The organism is Achromobacter ruhlandii, from assembly GCF_002082135.1.
In the GTDB taxonomy this organism is placed as follows: Bacteria; Pseudomonadota; Gammaproteobacteria; order Burkholderiales; family Burkholderiaceae_B; genus Achromobacter; species Achromobacter ruhlandii.
Genome location: NZ_CP017433.1, coordinates 715,204 through 734,033, shown reverse-complemented (window position 1 = coordinate 734,033; position 18,830 = coordinate 715,204). Strand labels below are relative to the sequence as shown.

17 protein-coding genes are annotated in these 18,830 nt (G+C 66.7%); 4 read left to right on the top strand and 13 right to left on the bottom strand.

Annotation, left to right across the window (positions count from 1 at the left end; genetic code table 11):
* Positions 1–10: 10 nt before the first annotated feature.
* Positions 11–1,483 (top strand): magnesium transporter, encoded by a 1,473-nt coding sequence (gene mgtE, locus AruCF_RS03370; protein ID WP_049071414.1) that lies wholly within the window; start codon positions 11–13, stop codon positions 1,481–1,483.
* Positions 1,484–1,614: 131 nt separating this feature from the next.
* A complete protein-coding gene (gene pagP, locus AruCF_RS03365; protein ID WP_049071412.1) occupies positions 1,615–2,169 on the top strand; it encodes a lipid IV(A) palmitoyltransferase PagP in 555 nt (184 codons plus the stop codon).
* 76 nt (positions 2,170–2,245) lie between these two features.
* Here the strand turns inward: pagP and AruCF_RS03360 are convergent, their stop codons facing one another.
* The 3 genes from AruCF_RS03360 to AruCF_RS03350 all read right to left on the bottom strand — a co-directional run bounded on the left by AruCF_RS03360 (position 2,246) and on the right by AruCF_RS03350 (position 4,429).
* Positions 2,246–2,857, bottom strand: a complete 612-nt coding sequence (locus AruCF_RS03360; RefSeq protein WP_049071410.1) for a gamma-glutamylcyclotransferase — start codon at positions 2,855–2,857, stop codon at positions 2,246–2,248.
* Positions 2,858–3,087: 230 nt separating this feature from the next.
* The gene (locus AruCF_RS03355; protein ID WP_006388798.1) at positions 3,088–3,546 is read right to left on the bottom strand and encodes an Lrp/AsnC family transcriptional regulator; all 459 of its coding nucleotides are present in this window, start codon (positions 3,544–3,546) and stop codon (positions 3,088–3,090) included.
* Positions 3,547–3,649: 103 nt separating this feature from the next.
* Positions 3,650–4,429 (bottom strand): SDR family oxidoreductase, encoded by a 780-nt coding sequence (locus tag AruCF_RS03350; RefSeq protein ID WP_049071409.1) that lies wholly within the window; start codon positions 4,427–4,429, stop codon positions 3,650–3,652.
* A gap of 164 nt (positions 4,430–4,593) precedes the next feature.
* Here AruCF_RS03350 and AruCF_RS03345 point away from each other — a divergent pair, with 164 nt between their 5' ends.
* Positions 4,594–5,130: a cysteine dioxygenase family protein gene (locus AruCF_RS03345; protein WP_049071405.1), complete on the top strand. Its 537-nt coding sequence runs from the start codon at positions 4,594–4,596 to the stop codon at positions 5,128–5,130.
* 78 nt (positions 5,131–5,208) lie between these two features.
* Here the strand turns inward: AruCF_RS03345 and AruCF_RS03340 are convergent, their stop codons facing one another.
* The 6 genes from AruCF_RS03340 to AruCF_RS03315 form a co-directional block, all read right to left on the bottom strand.
* Entirely contained in the window at positions 5,209–6,903 is a 1,695-nt protein-coding gene (locus AruCF_RS03340; RefSeq protein WP_049071403.1) for a thiamine pyrophosphate-binding protein, read from the bottom strand.
* A 59-nt stretch (positions 6,904–6,962) separates the two neighbouring features.
* Positions 6,963–7,952: a tripartite tricarboxylate transporter substrate binding protein gene (locus AruCF_RS03335; RefSeq protein WP_049071401.1), complete on the bottom strand. Its 990-nt coding sequence runs from the start codon at positions 7,950–7,952 to the stop codon at positions 6,963–6,965.
* Positions 7,949–8,692: a GntR family transcriptional regulator gene (locus AruCF_RS03330; protein ID WP_049071400.1), complete on the bottom strand. Its 744-nt coding sequence runs from the start codon at positions 8,690–8,692 to the stop codon at positions 7,949–7,951. Before AruCF_RS03330 ends, AruCF_RS03335 begins: the two co-directional genes overlap by 4 nt.
* A gap of 182 nt (positions 8,693–8,874) precedes the next feature.
* On the bottom strand, positions 8,875–9,594 hold the full coding sequence (locus AruCF_RS03325; protein ID WP_049071399.1) for a VOC family protein: 720 nt from the start codon (positions 9,592–9,594) through the stop codon (positions 8,875–8,877).
* Positions 9,595–9,606: 12 nt separating this feature from the next.
* Positions 9,607–12,342: a preprotein translocase subunit SecA gene (gene secA / locus AruCF_RS03320; protein WP_054419228.1), complete on the bottom strand. Its 2,736-nt coding sequence runs from the start codon at positions 12,340–12,342 to the stop codon at positions 9,607–9,609.
* Between the two features lie 174 nt (positions 12,343–12,516).
* Positions 12,517–13,500: a M23 family metallopeptidase gene (locus AruCF_RS03315; RefSeq protein WP_049071396.1), complete on the bottom strand. Its 984-nt coding sequence runs from the start codon at positions 13,498–13,500 to the stop codon at positions 12,517–12,519.
* A gap of 127 nt (positions 13,501–13,627) precedes the next feature.
* Here AruCF_RS03315 and AruCF_RS03310 point away from each other — a divergent pair, with 127 nt between their 5' ends.
* Positions 13,628–14,035: a flagellar hook-length control protein FliK gene (locus AruCF_RS03310; protein WP_006388788.1), complete on the top strand. Its 408-nt coding sequence runs from the start codon at positions 13,628–13,630 to the stop codon at positions 14,033–14,035.
* 200 nt (positions 14,036–14,235) lie between these two features.
* On the opposite strand, the gene lpxC is transcribed toward AruCF_RS03310, so the two are convergent.
* The 4 genes from lpxC to AruCF_RS03290 form a co-directional block, all read right to left on the bottom strand.
* Positions 14,236–15,159, bottom strand: a complete 924-nt coding sequence (lpxC, locus tag AruCF_RS03305) for a UDP-3-O-acyl-N-acetylglucosamine deacetylase (protein WP_006388787.1) — start codon at positions 15,157–15,159, stop codon at positions 14,236–14,238.
* 240 nt (positions 15,160–15,399) lie between these two features.
* Positions 15,400–16,584 carry a cell division protein FtsZ gene (gene ftsZ, locus AruCF_RS03300; RefSeq protein WP_020925134.1) on the bottom strand — a complete coding sequence of 395 codons (1,185 nt, stop codon included), beginning with the start codon at positions 16,582–16,584 and terminating at the stop codon, positions 15,400–15,402.
* Positions 16,585–16,774: 190 nt separating this feature from the next.
* Entirely contained in the window at positions 16,775–18,001 is a 1,227-nt protein-coding gene (gene ftsA / locus AruCF_RS03295) for a cell division protein FtsA (RefSeq protein WP_006217473.1), read from the bottom strand.
* Positions 18,002–18,005: 4 nt separating this feature from the next.
* Positions 18,006–18,830 (bottom strand): cell division protein FtsQ/DivIB, encoded by an 825-nt coding sequence (locus AruCF_RS03290; RefSeq protein ID WP_049071394.1) that lies wholly within the window; start codon positions 18,828–18,830, stop codon positions 18,006–18,008.

Genomic DNA, 18,830 nt, shown 5'->3' with positions numbered 1-18,830 from the left:
GTCGTAACGCATGACGCAGTCCGCCGCCGCGCAGAAACCGCCCGCGACGCCCCGCCGCCTCGACCCGGAAGACGCGCAGCACGCCCTGGCCGAAGTCCAGGAACGCCTGCGCCGCCAGCAACTGGTCGCCGACCTGGTGCATCGCCAGGAAGAAGGCGACGCCAAGGCCAACCTGGTCGAAGACCTGGTGCACCGCCAGCACGAGGCCGAGCTCAAGACCCTGCTGGACGGCCTGCATCCGGCGGACATCGCCTTCATCCTCGAATCGTTGCCCAAGGATGAACGCCAGACGATCTGGAAGCTGGTCAGCCCCGAGCACGACGCCGACGTGCTGCTCGAGGTCGAAGACTGGGTGCGCGAATCGCTGATCGAAGCGATGGACCGCCAGGACCTGGTGGCCGCCACCGGCAACATGGACGCCGACGAACTGGCGGACCTGGCGCCCGACCTGCCGCCGGACGTGGTGGCCGAGGTCCAGAAAGGCCTGACCGAGGAAGAGCGCGCGCAACTGCTGGAGGCCATGGGCTATCCGGAAGACAGCGTCGGCGCCATCATGGACTTCGAAATGGTCCGGGTGCGCGAGGACGTCACGCTCGAAGTGGTGCTGCGCTACCTGCGCCGCCTGCACGAACTGCCCGACCACACCGACCAGATCTTCGTGGTCGACCGCCAGGACAAGCTGCAAGGCATCCTGCCGCTGTCGCGCCTGCTGGTCAGCGAACCGGAAACCGAAGTGCGCGCGGTCATGAACTCGGATTTCCTGACGCTCAATCCGCTCGACTCCGACGCCGACGCGGCCGGCGCCTTCGAACGCTACGACCTGGTCTCCGCGCCCGTGATGGACGACCAGGGCCGCCTGATCGGCCGCGTCACCATCGCCGACGTGGTCGACGTGATGCGCGAAGACTCGCAAGAGCAGGCCCTGTCACGCGCCGGCCTGCAGGAAGAGGACATCTTCGCGCCGGTCAGCACCGCGCTGCGCAACCGCGCGCCCTGGCTGCTGTTCAACCTCTGTACCGCCGCCACGGCGTCGTTCGTGGCCTCGCAATTCGAGGGCACGGTCAGCCAGATCGTGATCCTGGCGTTCCTGATGTCGATCGTCGCCGGCATCGGCGGCAACTCGGGCAACCAGACCATGACGCTGATCATCCGCGCCCTGGCCATGGGCCGCATCACCGGCCGCAACCTGTGGCAGCTGGTCAAGCGCGAACTGTTCGTGACCCTGATGGTGGGCCTGTGCGGCAGCCTGGTCGCGGCCCTGTTCGCCTGGGCCATCTCGCATTCGATCTCGATCGCGCTGGTGATGATGGCGGCCATGGTCTGCAACATGCTGGTCGGGGCCTCTGTCGGCGTGCTGGTGCCGATGGTGCGGGCCCGCTTCGGCAAGGACCCCGCCATGGGGTCGTCGGTGCTGCTGACCTTCGCCACCGACTCGCTCGGCTTTTTCATCTTCCTGGGCCTGGCCACCATTTTCCTGCTGTAGCGCGTCCACAACGGACTTGCACAGGATTGTTTCACCGTATATCCAGGGCGGCTTTTTGACAGCGGCATGACAGTCAAGATGGCGGCGGCTCCGTTACAGTAACGGAGTTGTCATCATTCTCTGTTCTTACAATGACCGCCAGATTCCGGGCCGCGCTTTTTTGCCTGCTGCTCTCGACCTTCAGTGCCGCCGCGCACGCCTGCGACAATTTGCCCTCGTGGGCCCAGTCCGCCTGCCAACGCCTCGACCAGATCTGGACCGAAGGCGGCAATGATCTCTATTTCAGCGGCTACGCGTGGCACAACCGCGCCATGTACAGCCGCGAGAAGATCAACAGCTTTAACGAGCTGGCCTGGGGCGGCGGCTATGGCCGCAGCATCTACGACGAGGACGGCGACTGGCAAGGCCTGTACGCCATGGCCTTCCTGGACTCGCACAGCAAGGTCGAGCCGATCGCCGGCTATGGTTTCCTGAAGATCGGACGGGTCAGCGAGAACTTCCGGCTAGGCGCCGGCTATACGGTATTCCTGACCGCGCGCCACGACATCATGAGCTACGTGCCCTTCCCTGGCGTGCTGCCGCTGGTCTCGGCCGGCTACAAGGACACCATGCTGTACGCCACCTACATCCCCGGCTCGCGCGGCGCGGGCAACGTGCTGTTCATGTTCGGCCGCTGGGCCTTCTGACGGCCCGGCGCGCCGCCGCGGAACCGTCCCAGGCGCCCGCCGCAAGGCGCTTCAGCGGCCTCGGACGAGCCGCCTTTCAGCAGGGCTGCATGCCCAGGCGGCGCACCAGTTCGCCCAGGCGCCAATCGTCAATGCCGTGGGCGCGCAGCGCTTTTTCGGTTTCCACCACGTAATCCAGGCAGGGGCCTGAATGCCCGACCGCGTTGCGCACCGACGCCAGCAGGCGGTCGTCGCTCAGGTCGGCAGCGTATTCCTGGCAGGCGCGATTGAGCAGAAACACCAGGCCGCGCACCGGCGCCTGCTCGGTATGGCAGGTCAGCCAGCGCGGCGTATAGGCGCCAGTGACCATCTCGCGGCGCCACAACGCCTGGAACACCACCGGCACGTCATCGGCCGCGATCTGGAACGCCACGCCGCGGCAGCAGCCGCCGCGGTCCAGCCCGAACACCAGTCCGGGATTGTCGGGCGAGCCGCGGTGGTCATGCGACCACAGGCAAAGCGAGCGGTGATAGCCGCGCACCGTGGCCAGGCGCCGTTCGCGCCAGGCAAAGCCGGGATGCCAGATCAGGGAGCCGTAGGCGAACACCCACAGGTCGTCGGTGCCGTTCCATCCCACCAAAAGCTCTTCCACCGACGCGGGTTGCGTCTTCGCCAGTCCGGCACAGCCGGCGGGTACTGCCAACGACATAGGGTCCTCTGATATCCCGGGTTCATTCCCATGGCGGGAATGACGGATATGCTACGCCGCCCGGCGCGCAAAAGAATTGCGAGATAGGGCGCCTGCAACAGGCCGAAAGAAATTTGTATTCGCCGGAGGCCGGCGCCAGGGAAAAAAATTGCGCGTTGGCGTCCGGGCCCGTTTGCCACCGGCCGCCCCTCTGGGAACGACCCCGCGCGGAGCGTGTCGGGCGGCCGCGCCTAGAGCGCGTCCAGCGGCAATTCCGTGGTGCTCTTGATGACTTCCATCGAGAAGCTGGCGCTGACGTCCAGCAGGTCGACCGCGGCGATCAGGCGGCGGTAGAAGCGGTCATAGGCCGCCATGTCCTCGACCACCACCTTGAGCAGGTAGTCGATGTCGCCCGCCATGCGATGGAATTCGACCACGTTCGGCAGCGCCATGACGGCGTTGATCAGGCTCTGGGTCCATTTCTCGTTGTGCTGGCTGGTCTTGATGGAGACGAACACGGTCAGGTTCAGCCCCAGTGCGCGCGGGTCCAGCAGAATCGCGTTGCGGGCGATGACACCGTCGTCCTTGAGCTTCTGGATGCGGCGCCAGCATGGCGTGACGGACAGGTTGACCTGCTCGGCGATCTCGGCGACCGAGCAGGTGGCATCCTTCTGCAGCAACGCCAGGATCTTGATGTCCGTCTGGTCCATGGAGGTTCCTCAAGCGATATCGCCGCAATCTTGCCCTGACGCCCGGACCGCGTCCAGCCGTGGAACACCCTAAGCGGCCCGGGACAGCGCCGGCGGCGCGGATTCAGTACGTGCCGGGGTAGCCGCCGCCATCGAGCAGGATGTTCTGCGCCGTCATGTAGCCCGCCTGCGCCGAGCAGACATAGGCGCACAGCGCCCCCAGCTCCTCGGGCTGGCCATAGCGGCCGGCGGGACTGGCGCGGCCACGCTCGTCCCACAGCTGCTCGAAGGTCTTGCCGCCTTCCTCCAGCATCCCGCGGATATGGCGCGCCTGCGCATCGGTGGCGAAGGCCCCGGGCAGCAGGTTGTTGATGGTGACGTTGTGCCTCACGGTCTGCCGCGCAAGGCCGCTGACAAAGCCGATCAGCCCCGCCCGCGCGCCGTTGGACAGGCCCAGTTCTGCATGCGGCGCCTTCACGCTGCGCGACACGATGTTGACGATGCGGCCGAAGCGCCGCTCGATCATGCCGTCGACCACGCGCCGGATCATGTCGATCGGGCCGAGCATCATCGAGTCCAGCGCCGCGATCCAGTCATCGTGCGACCAATCGCGGAAATCGCCCGGCATGGGGCCGTCGGCATTGTTGATCAGGATATCGGGATGGGGACAGGCGGCCAGCGCGGCGTCGCGTCCCTCTGGCCGGGTCAGGTCGGCCGAGACCCAGCCCACGCCGATGCCGGCCTCCCGCGAGATCTCGCTCGCGGCCTGCTCCAGCGTCTGCGGATTGCGCGCCGCGATTGTCACCGCCACGCCTTCGCGCGCCAATTGCAGGGCGCAGGCCCGTCCCATGCCGCGGCTGCCGCCGAATACCAATGCCGTCTTGCCGCTGATCCCGAGATCCATGCCAACCCCTCCAGAGTGGTTCCAAGATGCGGATCAGTATAGGAGCGGGGGCGGCGCGCCGGGGTGGAATTTTTTTCTAAACATCCGTTCCATGCGGGCCAATTTGGCAAAGGCATTCCAGCATGAAACCCTAAGATGAAAGCTTGTCATTCAGGCGTACGTCCATGCCCAACCTCCCGCTCGCCACCGCCGACCTGCGCTCGCTGTGCGAATCGGTGCAGGCCGCCCAGATGAACGCGGCCCGCGCCTTGCTGCGCGAGCTGGCCGCCAGCGTCGCCAATGCCGGCGACATGCTGCAAGCCCTGCCCGCGGAACTGCGCGCCGGCCGCCCCGACCGCTACACCCGCCACATCGCCTATGCCGACCCGCACGGCGCCTTCACCGTCGCCTACCTGATCTGGCGCCCGGGACAATTCAGCCCGGTCCATGGCCACAAGACCTGGTGCACGTACCAGGTGCTGCAGGGCGAACTGGCCGAAACCCATTACCGCTGGGACCCCGCCGCCGGCGCCGCCCTGCCCTGCGGCGAAGTCAGCCGCCGCCCGGGCGACATCATCACCGCGTCCCAGGGCCTGCATCAGATCCACCGCCTCGGCAATGCCGGCCCCGGCGTTGCCGTGTCCCTGCATATCTACGGGGTCGACCAGGCCGATCTCTGCACCGGCGTCAATCATCTGGTGCCCACGCCCGCGCCGCACTGACGCCGTCCGCCGCAACCGGCATCCCGAAAAAAAAGCGGGGCCTTCCAAGGCCCCGCTGCACATTTCCCGGCCGGGTTCTCAGCCCATCCACTGGCTGACCGGCGCCGCGGCGTCCTGCAGCGGCTGCGCCACCACGTCGATCAGCGCCGGGCCGTCATGCTCCATCGCCGCCTTGATCGCCGCGTCCAGCTTGGCCGGGTCCTCGACCCGCCAGGCCTTCACGCCGTAGGCTTCGGCAATGCGGGCGTGGTCGGTACGGTCGAAGTCCACGCTGTAGTAGCGCTTGTCGTAGCCGGCCTTCTGGCTGGCCTTGATCCAGCCATAGACAGAGTTCGAAAACACGATCATCAGCAGCGGCGCCTTGTGGCGCACGATGGTCTCGAGCTCGCCGACCGTGAAGCCGAAGCTGCCGTCGCCCATCACCGACACGCACTTGGCGTTCGGCCGGCCGACCCAGGCGCCCAGGGCCGCCGACATCGAAAAGCCCAAGGCGCCATGGGCGCGGTTGGTGATGAAGTGGCGGCCGGGCCGCGACACGTCGTAGTAGGCCGAGAAGTACGGGCACGGCGTGCCGGGATCCGCGCACACCACGGCGTCGTCGGGCAGCAGGCGATTGAGCGACTGCACCACGCGTTCGGGGCGAATCGGCGCCTCCAGGCTGCTCGCCAGCGGCTCCAGTTGCGCGCGCCGCGCGGCCTTGGCGCGGCCCGCCAGCACCGCGCCATCGACGGCGTCGGACGGCCGGTGCGCCAGGCGCGCCTGCACCTCGGCGCCCAGCGCCTGCAGGGCCAGCTTGGCATCGCCCACCAAGCCGACTTCGGTCAGGTAGTTGGCGCCGATCACCATCGGGTCGATGTCGATGTGCAGGATCGGCACGTCGCGGTTCGGGAAGCGCCAGTGCTCGGTCGAGGTCGAACCCGCGCGGCAGCCGACGAACAGCACCACGTCGGCCGCGGCCACCACGTCGCGCGTGGCCATCACGCCGCCGTTCGAACCCACCACGCCCGCGTTCAGCGGATGGGTGTCGGCCAGGCTGCCCTGGCCGCTGACGGTCACGCAGACCGCCGCCTTCAGGCTCTCGGCCAGTTCCTGCAGCGCGCCGCTGGCGCCGGCGATCACCACGCCGCCGCCGCAGATGATGACCGGCGAACGCGCGCCCACCAGGCGCTGCGCCGCGCGCGCCACGTCCGACGGATCCGGCGCGTAGCGCAGCGACGGAAATTGCGCGTGCTCGGGCTGGGCCCAGACGTCGGCGCCATCGACCTGCTGCTTCATCACGTCATACGGAAAGCACAGGTGCGCCGCGCCGGGCTTGCCGGTGGTCATGGCGCGGAACGCCGCGCGCACCATGCCGGGGATCTGGTCGGCGCGATCGATGGTGCGGTTCCACTTGGTCAGCGGCCGGTACAGCGCCTCCTGGTCCAGCTCGGTCAGCGGGTACTTGCCGCGCGAACCCACCGCCACGTCGGACGTGATGCCCAGCACCGGAATGGACGACTCGTTGGCCTCCACCAGCCCCGGCAGCAGATAAGTCGCACCGCCGCCGCTCGGCCCTTCGCATACGCCGACCTTGCCGGTCACGCGGGCATAGGCGTCGGCCATGTAGCCGGCGCTGCGCTCGTCACGGGTCAGGATGTGTTGCATACCGTGATCCAGCCGGTAGAGCGCGTCGTAGAACGGCAGGCTGGTATCGCCGCACAGGCCGAAAATATGTTTGACGCCGTTGTGTTGCAGCATCCGCACCATTGCTTCGGCGCCAGTCAAGGTATCCATGTCTTCTCCACGCGATGCGCGGACCGGGCGGCGCGCGAAGGCGCGCCGCCACCGGCCGCTCAGTTATCCAGGTTGATGTTGCTGCTCTTGATGAACTTGCTCCAGCGGTCGTATTCCGCCTTCACGTAGGCATCCAGCGCCGGGCCGTTCGAGGCCACGATCTCGAAGCCGGCCTCTTCCAGCTTCTTCTTGACGTCCGGGTCGGCCAGCACCGTGTTGAACGCCTGCGTCAGCTTCTTGACGGTCGCCGCCGGCGTGCCCTTGGGCGCGAACATGCCGCTCCACGAATAGGCGACGAAGCCCGGAAAACCGGACTCCGCCACCGTCGGCACATTGGGCAGGTCCGGCAGGCGCTTCTCGCCGGCCACCGCCAGCGGCTTGATCTTGCCGGCCTGGATCTGGCCGCGCAGCGCGGCGAAGCTCAACCAGGTCATGTTGGCCTGGCCGCCCACCACGGCCTGGATGGCCGGTCCGCCGCCGCCGTACGGCACGTGCAGTAGCTCCACCTTGGACAGGCGCTTGAGTTCTTCGGGCGCCAGGTGGTTCAGCGATCCCACGCCGGTGGAGGCATAGTTGAACTTGTTGGGCGGCTGCTTGGCCGCGGCCGCCAGGAATTCCTTCAGGTTATCGCCCGGCACGCCCGGATTGGCGCCCAGCACCAGCGGGAAGCGCACGGTCTGGGTGATGGCGACGAAGTCCTTGAAGGTGTCGTACGGCAGCTTGGGCTTCACCGCCGGGTTGATGCCGTGATTGTCGAAGCTGACAAGCAGCGTGCTGCCGTCCGGTTCGGCCCGCGCCACGAAAGCGGTGGCGATCTGGCTGGCGGCGCCCGGGCGGTTCTCCACCACCACGGCGCGGCCGCCCAGTTCCTTGGACAGCCGAGGCTGCAGGATGCGGGCCAGGATATCGGTGCTGCCGCCGGGCGGATACGGCACCACCAGGATCAGCGGCTTTTCCTCCGCATGGGCGGGCGCGGCGGCCAGGCCGCCTCCCAGCGCGGCAAGCGCGCAGACGGCCGCCAAGGCGCGCCGCATCGTTGTGTAGGTCATGTGTTTTCCCCTGCTGTTGTGGTGTTGGCCGGCGCTGCGACAGCGGGTTCGGCCTGGTCCCGCATGTAAATCGTGGAAAAGCCGGTGCGGATGACATCGGTGATCTGGTCCAGCCGCCGGCCGATGTGGCTGCGCATCATGTCCGGCAGGGCATCGACGTCGCGCCGCTCCAGCGCCTGGACAATGCGCAAGTGTTCGCCCTGGGTGTGGCTGCGGCGGCCCTGCTGCATGTCGATCCAGCGCACGAAATGGATGCGGGCGTTGACGCTCTCCAGCGCGCGCACGAATTCGTCATTGCGCGAATAGCGTGCCAGTGTCAGGTGAAACGCCTCGTCCAGCTCCAGCAGGCGGGTCGCGTCACTGTCCTCGGGCACGTCGCGCGAGCGTTCGACAAACGCGCGCAGCGCCGCCAGTTCCTCATCGGTGGCGCGTTCGCAGGCGGCGCGCACGATGCCGGCTTCAAGCACCGCGCGGTATTCATAGAGGCTATGGATCTGCTTGGCGTCGAGCAGCCGCGCGATGAAACCGCGGTTCACCGAACGGGTCAGGAAGCCCTCCACCATCAGTTGGTTGAGCACCTCGCGCAGCGGCGTACGGCTCACGTTCAGGCGCCTGGCCAGTTCGACTTCGTTGATGCGCTCGCCCGGCTTGAACTCGAAACTCACCGCCATCGCCTTGACGGCGTTGTACAGCTCGGCCTGGCCGGCCATGGTGCGGGCTGCGGGTCGGGATGGCGTCATGAGGGTGTCGGCCGCCTGGGCGCTCCGGGTTGGGGTTGAAGTGCATACTAAAGTGCATACACTTTGCTCCACAACCAGGGTTTGCCCGAAAGACGCACGTCAGCGTTCCGTCCCCGGAAAGACAGGGAGGGAAGTTGGACGAAGGGAAAGACCCGCGCGGCGACCGCGCGCGGGAAGTTGGATCAGACGCCGGTATCGAGCGTGTAGTGGGCGCCGTCGCGGTTTTCCAGCGTCAGCGTGGACAGCACCGGGGTCACGGCCGTGGCGTCTTCCCGCACGTGGATGCGCAGGTTGGCCAGCGGCACGTCCCAACCGCCGGCGGCGGCCTCGGCCGTCACCCCTGCCACCAGGGCCAGCCGTTCGGCCACCTGGCGCGGCTGCGCGGCACGGGCGTCGATGCGAAGCAGGCTGCGGGCGCCATTGGGATGCGCCATCAATTCAGGCGACCAGACGCACTCGGGCGTCAGGTGACGGCAGAAATACATGCGAATGCCGGGCAGCGGTTGCTCGGCGAAACGCACGGTATGAAAACGGGCCTCGACTTCCTGGCCGTCCAGCATGGCGGGACGGGACAGTTCCTGCATCGGATTGACGGCGAAGCCGGCGGCGAGCAGGCGCTCGCGCGTGGCCGCGGCGTCGTAGGTGCGGAACACCAGCGCCTCGAGCCCGAAGGGCGAATCGGCGATTTCCTTGCGCGCCGGCGGCGCACCGGGCGGCCAGCCCAGCAGTTCGACGTAGGTGCCTTCCAGCACGATCAGGCGGTTGCACGAACCCAGGTTGTGCACCGCCTTGTCGCTCAGGTGAAAGCCCTGGCGCTCGAAGTGCGGCGCAAGCGCATCCAGCCGGTCGCGCACCATGACCACGGCGTGGTCGAACTCGGTCTGGCCGACGGCATGCAGCATGGCGTTATCCGCTCAGACCAGCTTGCCGTGGCACTGCTTGTACTTCTTGCCGCTGCCGCACGGGCACGGATCGTTGCGGCCCACCTTGGGCAGCACGTTGCGCACCGGCTGGGCGCCCGCGTCGTCGGCCGACTGGGCCAGGGCCTCGTCGTAGTCGGAGTGGTGGTACTGCACGTTCTGCACGTGCGACTGGGCCGCTTCGGCCTCGGCCTGCTCGACCTGCTCGGACGACTGCACGCGCACCGTCATCAGCACGCGCACCACGTCGTCGCGGATGCGGTCCAGCATGCCCGAGAACAGTTCGAAGGCTTCGCGCTTGTATTCCTGCTTGGGGTTCTTCTGCGCATAGCCGCGCAGATGGATGCCCTGCCGCAGATAGTCCAGCGCCGACAGGTGCTCGCGCCAGTGCGTGTCGATCGCCTGCAGCATGATCGAACGCTCGAACTGCGACCACGATTCGGCGCCGACCTGGTCGACCTTGCCCTGGTAGACGTCGCGCGCCGCCGCGATCACGCGCTCGCGCAGATCCTCGTCGGTCAGGTTGGCTTCCTTCTCGAGCATCTCGGTCAACGGCAGGTGGATCTGCCAATCAGCCTCCAGCGCCTTCTGCAAGGCCGGGATGTCCCACTGCTCTTCCACCGATTCCGGCGGCACGTAGGTGTTGAACAGGTCGACCACCGCGGCGTCGCGCAGGTTCTCGACCGTGGCGCTGACGCTGGCCGCTTCCAGCACTTCGTTGCGCTGCGCGTACAGCACCTTGCGCTGGTCGTTGGCGACGTCGTCGTATTCCAGCAGTTGCTTGCGGATGTCGAAGTTGCGGCCTTCGACCTTGCGCTGCGCGGTCTCGATGGAACGCGTCACCATGCCGGCCTCGATCGGCTCGCCCTCGGGCAGCTTCAGGCGTTCCATGATGGCGCGCACGCGGTCGCCCGCGAAGATGCGCATCAGCGAATCTTCCAGCGACAGGTAGAAGCGCGACGAACCCGGGTCGCCCTGGCGGCCGGCGCGGCCGCGCAGCTGGTTGTCGATACGGCGCGATTCGTGGCGCTCGGTGCCGATGATGCGCAGGCCGCCCGCGGCCTTGACCTGCTCGTTGAGCGGCTTCCAGTCGGCGCGGACCTTCTCGATGCGCGCGGTCTTTTCGGCTTCGGACAGCGATTCGTCGGCGCGGATCAGGTCGACCTGCTTGTCGACGCTGCCGCCCAGCACGATGTCGGTGCCGCGGCCCGCCATGTTGGTGGCGATGGTGATGTGGCCCGGCTTGCCGGCTTCGGCGACGATCTCGGCTTCACGCGCGTGCTGCTTGGCGTTCAGCACCTCGTGCGGCAGCTTGGCCTTTTTCAGCAGACCCGACAGCAGCTCGGAGTTCTCGATGCTGGTGGTGCCCACCAGCACCGGCTGGCCGCGCTCGTGGCAATCGCGGATGTCTTCGAGGATGGCGTTGTACTTTTCGCCGTCGGTCTTGAAGACCTGGTCGTTCTGGTCCTTGCGGATCATGGGCTTGTTGGTCGGGATGATGACCGTCTCGAGCCCGTAGATCTCCTGGAATTCGTACGCTTCCGTGTCGGCCGTGCCGGTCATGCCGGACAGCTTCTCGTACATGCGGAAGTAGTTCTGGAAGGTGATCGACGCCAGCGTCTGGTTCTCGTGCTGGATCTTCACGCCTTCCTTGGCCTCGACCGCCTGGTGCAGGCCGTCGGACCAGCGGCGACCCACCATCAGGCGGCCGGTGAATTCGTCGACGATGATGACTTCGCCATCCTGCACCACGTATTGCTGGTCGCGGAAGAACAGCGTGTTGGCGCGCAGCGCCACCATCAGGTGATGCATCAGCGCGATGTGGCGCGGGTCGTACAGCGACTCGCCCTCGGGCAGGATGCCCAGGCGCGCCAGGATGCCTTCGGCGTTGACGTGGCCGGCTTCCGACAGGTAGACCTGCTGGCTCTTTTCATCGACCCAGTAGTCGCCCTCGGGTTCCGGCTCCTGCGGCTTGGGCTCGCTGGCCATGCGGGTCAGCAGCGGCGGCACCGCGTTCATGCGGATGTAGAGTTCGGTGTGGTCCTCGGCCTGGCCGGAGATGATCAGCGGCGTGCGCGCTTCGTCGATGAGGATCGAGTCCACTTCGTCGACGATGGCGTAGAACAGGCCGCGCTGGCGCCGGTCCTCAACACGGTATTCCATGTTGTCGCGCAGGTAGTCGAATCCGAATTCGTTGTTGGTGCCGTAGGTAATGTCGGCGGCGTAGGCGGCCTTCTTTTCCTCGTTCGGCTGCTGCGGCACCACCACGCCCGTGGACAGGCCAAGGAAGTGATACAGGCGTCCCATCCATTCGGCGTCGCGGCGGGCCAGGTAGTCGTTCACCGTGACCACGTGCACGCCCTTGGCGGCGATCGCGTTCAGGTAGACCGGCAGCGTGGCCATCAGCGTCTTGCCTTCGCCCGTGCGCATTTCGGCGATCTTGCCGCTGTGCAGGGCGATGCCGCCCAGCAACTGGGCATCGAAGTGGCGCATGCCGAACACCCGCTTGCCCGCTTCGCGCACCACGGCGAAGGCCTCGGGCAGCAGGTCGTCCAGCGACGTGCCCTGGGAATGACGGGAACGGAATTCCGCGGTCTTGGCCGCCAGCTCCGCATCGGAGAGCGCGGAGATCTTGGGCTCCAGCCCATTGATCTGGGTTACCAGCTTGCGATACTGCTTAAGCAGCCGGTCGTTGCGGCTGCCTATGAGTTTTTTGAGCAGAGAAACCATGCGTATGTCGGCCGCACGAGCCCCGCCGCGCCCGCATGGGGCCAGGGCGGCGTCGCCCGTGACTTGATTTATTTGGTTGAGCGGGGGTCCGCTGGGAAACGAACCAGTTTAACGCACCTGGCGCGTAATAGCCTGGACCTATGGCCAGGGTGGCACTGTAGCCTGGATCGGGCGTCAGCGCGCGGCGCTGTCGCCGGCGGCTTGCGCCACCGTCGGCGGCGCGTGCTGCTGCGGGCCGAGGAACAGCCGCGGATCCAGCGGCTGCCCGGCCAGGCGGACCTCGAAATGCAGGTGCGGCCCGGTGGAGCGGCCGGACGAACCGACCCGCGCCACCTGCTGGCCCCGTTCGACCAATTGCCCCTGCTTGACCATCAGGGAAGAGGCATGGGCATACCGTGTGATCAGACCGTCGCCATGGTCGATCTCGACCATGTTGCCGTAACCGGGGTGGAATTTGGCTTCCAGCACCACCCCGCCCGAGGCCGCCAGGATGGGCGTGCCCGGCGGCGCGGCGAAGTCCAGCCCCTCGTGCATGGCGGAGCGTCCGGTGACGGGATTACGCCGCCAGCCATAGGAAGAACTGAGGTAGGGATAATCGGTGATCGGCATCGCCGTCGGCATGCGCGCCTGATCGGCCGAGCGCCGGGTCAGCGCCGCGTCCAGCAGCTTGAGGTTGTCGGTCTGCAGGGCCAGCCGTTCCTGGATCTCGTCCAGCTGGCGGCCCAGGGCCTCGGCCGAGGCGGCGCTGGGCGGCGTGCCTTCGGTGAACAGGTCGTCCATCACCTGGGTGGCCTCGGGCGCATGCTGCGTGTCGACCGGGGCCGAGGCCAGTTGCTTGGCCACCTCGGGGTCGGTGTAGGCCACCCCCGCCACCTTCGCCACCCGCTGACCCAGGCCGTCGATGCTGGCCAGCTTGGCCTGCAACGCGCCCACCTTGGCGGCCAGCAGGTTCATGTTTCCGCGCAGGAAATCGGCATCACGCCCCGGCTGCTCGGACAGCGGCCAGCCGACGGTGTGTACGGCGGGCAGGATGGGTGTAATGTAGCGCTGAAGGGCGGCGCCGAAGATGGCGGCCGTCATCAGCGCGCCCCCCAGAAACAACGCCAAGCGCGCGCCTCCCAGGGTGAAATGCCCGTCCTGCCCGTCGCGGGCGTGCATAATCACGATTTTCAAGGTTTGCTTCCTAATTCTCAGAGCCGGGATGAATAGACCCACTTCATACCGTCAACGTTCCAGTTCCAGCCGGCGAGGGGAAAATACCGCCCTGGGATGGCTGGGTCATGACATGCGGGGCGCCGGGGTACTGGCGACCGCCCGCAAGCACTTGCAAATCCAATATGCGGTGGCGGCGATCCTGCCCGCCCCGTTGGGCTCCGTCTGCCAGGTCGGCAAGCTGGAAAACCAGCGCCTTCAACTGGTGGTGCCCAGCGCCGCGCACGCGGCGAAGATGCGTCAATTGGCCCCGCGCATCGCGCAGGCCTTGGCGGACCAAGGCTGGAACCTTAACGAAATTGCCGTGAAGGTACAAGCCGGCCTGCCCAAGCCCGGCGCCCGCAAGCCGCTGCCGCCGAAAGAGGCGCAGCCGCTGGGCGATGCCGCCCTGGGCGCCTTCGAGACCCTGCATGACAACCTGCGCCCCGGCCCGTTGGCCGACGCGGTGGCCAGGCTATTGAAGCACCACAAGAGTAGCTGAGATAGCCGGGCTTGTCCGGATGCCCGCCTTTCGGATGACCGCAATGGCTCCATTGCCGGACGGGATGACCCCGCGGTAGGCGCCGGGACCGCGCCAGCGGAGTGAGGCATGGCCCCCCATGAGGAGCCATCCAAATGAAAATGGCCGGTTTCCAGCCGGGGACGGACCCCGGTGCACCGACCATCAGCGGCTGACCGACCTCAGGCCAGTTGCCATTCGTGCCGGAACGCCTGCGGCGCCTCGGCCTGCGATTCGTAGCTGACCAGTTCCCAGGCGTCACGCTGCGCCAGCAGCGCGCGCGCCAACTGGTTGTTCAGGCCATGGCCCGACTTGCACGCCACATAGCGCGCCACCAGCGGCTTGCCCAGCAGGTAAAGATCGCCGATGGCGTCCAGGATCTTGTGCTTCACGAATTCGTCGTCGTAGCGCAGGCCATCGCTGTTCAAGACGCGGTATTCGTCCATCACGATGGCGTTGTCCAGGCTGCCGCCGCGGGCCAGGCCCATCGAGCGCAGCGCCTCGACTTCGTTGACGAAGCCGAAGGTGCGGGCGCGCGCGATCTCGCGCACATACGAATGGGTGGCGAAATCGATTTCGGCGAAATTCGCGGTCGAGTCGATGGCGGGGTGGCGGAAGTCGATCGAGAAGGCCAGCGCGTACCCTTCATGGGGTTCGAGGCGGGCCCACTTCTCGTTGCGGCCTTCGCCCTCGCGCACTTCCACCGTCTTCAACACGCGGATGAACTGCTTCGGCGCGTTCTGCTCGACGATGCCCGCCGAGCGCAACAGGTACACGAAGGTTGCCGCACTGCCGTCCATGATGGGGACTTCTTCGGCAGTGAGGTCGATATGCAGGTTGTCTATGCCCAGGCCGGCCAGCGCCGACATGAGATGTTCCACCGTGGACACGCGGACATTGCCCTGCTGCAGCACGGACGCCATGCGCGTATCGCCCACGCCCGTGGCCTGCGCGGGCAGGTCGACGACTTCGGGCAGGTCAACGCGATGGAACACGATGCCCGTATTGGGCGCCGCCGGGCGCAGGGTGAGCTCGACCCGCCGTCCGGAGTGGACGCCGACGCCTGTCGTGCGGACGAGATTCTGAATGCTGCGCTGTCGGAACATGAGACTAAGGTATTTTTGACCCAGGAAGCCGGCAAGATGACAAGAGATTGCCGGCGTAACTGACGTATTGTAACTCTGTCCGGTTCTTGACGCCATCAAAGCGTCACGACCGACCGATAAAACCGTCCCCGATTCACGCCATACAAAGAAAACACGGACCGCTCCGCCTCCGGCCTGCCCGCGGGGACAGGCAGGCCGGAGATGAGGGAGTGCATAGGAGCCTGAAACCAGGCTCCTGGTTCAATCCGCCTGCTTGCGCAGGAACGCCGGGATGTCGAAATGATCCATGCCCGAGCTTTCCAGCGCGCGCACCTGGGCCGACGCCTGGCTGCGCGGGTTGCGCATGACCGACGGCATGTCCAGATTGCGGTAGTCGCCCTGACCGGCGGCCGGCATCGTGCCCATGGGCAGGTTGTCGGTGCCGGTACGCAGCGCCTCGGCGGTGTTCTGCACCAGTTGCGGACGCGCCTGCGCACGGCCCAGGCCGGTCGCAACCACGGTCACGCGCAGGTTTTCACCCATCGATTCGTCGTAGGCGGTGCCGAATATCACGGTGGCGTCGTCCGAAGCGTAGCTGCGGATCGTTTCCATGATTTCGCGCGTTTCGCGCATCTTCAGCGAGCGGCTGGCGGTGATGTTGACCAGCACGCCGCGAGCGCCGTTCAGGTCCACGCCTTCCAGCAGCGGGCAGGCAATGGCGTGCTCGGCGGCGACGCGGGCGCGGTCAGCGCCCGAAGCCGATGCCGTGCCCATCATGGCCTGGCCCTGCTCGCCCATGATCGTCTTGACGTCTTCGAAGTCGACGTTGACGTTGCCTTCGACGTTGATGATTTCGGCGATACCCGCGCACGCGTTGTGCAGGATGTCGTCGGCCGAACGGAAGCAGTCTTCCTGCGTCGCGTCCTCGTCCATCAGTTCATACAGGTTCTCGTTGAGCACCACGATGAGCGAATGCACGTGCTTGGCCAGTTCGGCAATGCCGTCTTCGGCCATCTTCAGGCGCTTGTTGCCTTCGAACGAGAAGGGCTTGGTGACCACGCCCACCGTCAGAATGCCCAGCTCCTTGGCGACTTCGGCCACGACCGGACCCGCGCCCGTGCCGGTGCCGCCGCCCATGCCCGCGGTGATGAAGACCATGTGCGCGCCGTTCAGGGCGGCACGGATCTCTTCACGCGCGGTTTCGGCCGACGCGCGGCCTTGCTCGGGCTTGGCGCCCGCGCCCAGGCCGGTGCGGCCCAGGCGAATCTGCACCGGGGCGTTGGTCGCCGCCAGTGCCTGCGCATCGGTGTTGGCGCAGATGAAATCCACGCCGTGCACGCCGCTGCGAATCATGTGCGCGACGGCATTGCCGCCCGCACCGCCCACACCAACGACCTTGATTACGGTCCCTTTGGTGTTGTTCTCAAGCATCTCAAAGTTCATCATGATGACTCCCTCACAAGTCCGATTTTGCAAATCACAAAAATTCCCCAACAACCTATATTTTGTGAATCGCCTCAAAGCCGAAGCCGACTGCTTTGGTCCGCAACGGGTTTGAGACGCCTCCCCTTTCTGGCCCGGCCCGCCCTACCGCCGCGGATCGTGCCAAGGAGCAGGCCCCAACCTGCCCCCCTCTTCAATTCATAAACCATTCCTTCATGCGCGCCAGCAGGCTCTTGAAATTGCCGGTCTGCGCGGCGACCTTGCGGCCGCGCACGCGTTGCATGCGCGCTTCCTGCAGCAGCCCCATCACGGTCGAGAAGCGCGGATTGCGCATCACGTCGGCCAGGCTGCCTTCGTATTCGGGCACCGCCACGCGCACCGGCTTGAGGAACACGTCCTCGGCCAGTTCGATCATGCCGGGCAATTGCGCCGAGCCGCCGGTCAGCACCACGCCGGAAGCCAGCAGGTCCTCGTAGCCGGAGTCGCGCACCACCTGCTGCACCAGCGTGAACAGCTCTTCGACGCGCGGCTCGATCACGGCGCCCAGCGCCTGGCGCTTGACCTGGCGCGGGCCGCGGTCACCCAGGCCCGGCACTTCCACCGACTCGTCGGGGCTGGCCAGCACCTGCTTGGCCACGCCGTAGCGCAGCTTGATTTCCTCGGCATCGGGCGTCGGCGTGCGCAGCATGGCCGCGATGTCGTTGGTGATCTGGTCGCCGGCGATCGGCAGCACGGCGGTGTGGCGGATCGCGCCGCCGGTGAAGATCGCCACGTCGGTGGTGCCGCCGCCGATGTCCACCAGCACGACGCCCAGTTCCTTTTCGTCGGCGGTCAGCACGGCCAGGCTCGAGGCGAGCGGCTGCAGAATCAGGTCCTGCACTTCCAGGCCGCAGCGGCGCACGCACTTGACGATGTTCTGCGCGGCGCTGACGGCGCCGGTCACGATGTGCACGCGCACTTCCAGGCGCAGGCCGCTCATGCCTATCGGCTCGCGGATGTCTTCCTGGCCGTCGACGATGAACTCCTGCGTCAGCACGTGCAGCACCTGCTGGTCGGTCGGAATGTTCACCGCCTTGGCGGTCTCGATGACGCGGGCGACGTCGGTGGCGGTGACTTCCTTGTCCTTCACGGCGACCATGCCGCTGGAATTGAAGCTGCGGATATGGCTGCCGGCGATGCCGGTGTAGACGTCACGGATCTTGCAATCCGCCATCAGCTCGGCTTCTTCAAGCGCGCGCTGAATCGAATTCACGGTGGTCTCGATATTGACGACCACGCCCTTGCGCATGCCGCGCGATTCATGCTGGCCGAGGCCGAGCACTTCGAATCGCCCTTCGGGCAGGATTTCAGCCACCACAGCCACCACCTTGCTGGTGCCGATATCGAGGGCGACGATAAGGTCCTTGATGTCACGGGTCATGGCGTTAGCGTTTCTTGGGAGGTTTCGGTGTGGATTTGGGTTTGTTTGCTGACGCGGGCAACGGGGCCAGCGCCAGGGCGAAACCATTGGGATAACGCAGGTCGGCCTGTGTGATGGTGCGCCCTTCCAGGCGCGCCGCCACGGCGGGCCAGGCCTGCACAAAGCGTTGAATGCGCGCGGCGAACGGCAGCGCGCCAGGCAGGCCATGCGGATCCGGCGCATCGGCGCCCGGATCGCGGCCCAGGTCCAGCAGCATGCCGTTGGACAGCACCACGCGCCAGGCGTAGCGCGGACTCAGCTCCAGCTGCTTGACATGCATATCGAGCGGCGCGAACCAGCGCGCCAGTTCGGCGTAGCGTTGCACCACCAGCGATTCGGTGCCCTCGGGTCCGGAGAACTGCGGCAACACCGTCTCGTCGTCCACCTCGCCCGTGTTGGCCGTGAACGCCTCGCCCCAGGTGTTGATCATCTGGTTCTCGTTCCACAGCGCCAGCGGCTGCTGTTCCTCGATGCGCACGCGCAGCACATTGGGCCAGATCCGCCGCACGGTGGCGTGGCGCACCCATGGCACCGACTCGAAGATCTCGCGCGCGTCGTCCAGGTCGACCGTGAAGAAGTTGCCCCTGAAGCGCCCCGCGATCGCCGCGCGCACCGCGCCCGGCGAGACATAGTGCAGTTCGGTGTCCGGCGTGGACTCCAGCTCGATGGCCGACAGCGTGAAGTACGGACGCTGCGCCACCCACACCACGCCCGCCAGGAGCATGGCGCAGACCGCCAGCACGGCAAGCGTGTTGGCGATCAGGTTGGTCGTGCGAGCGTCGTTCCACAC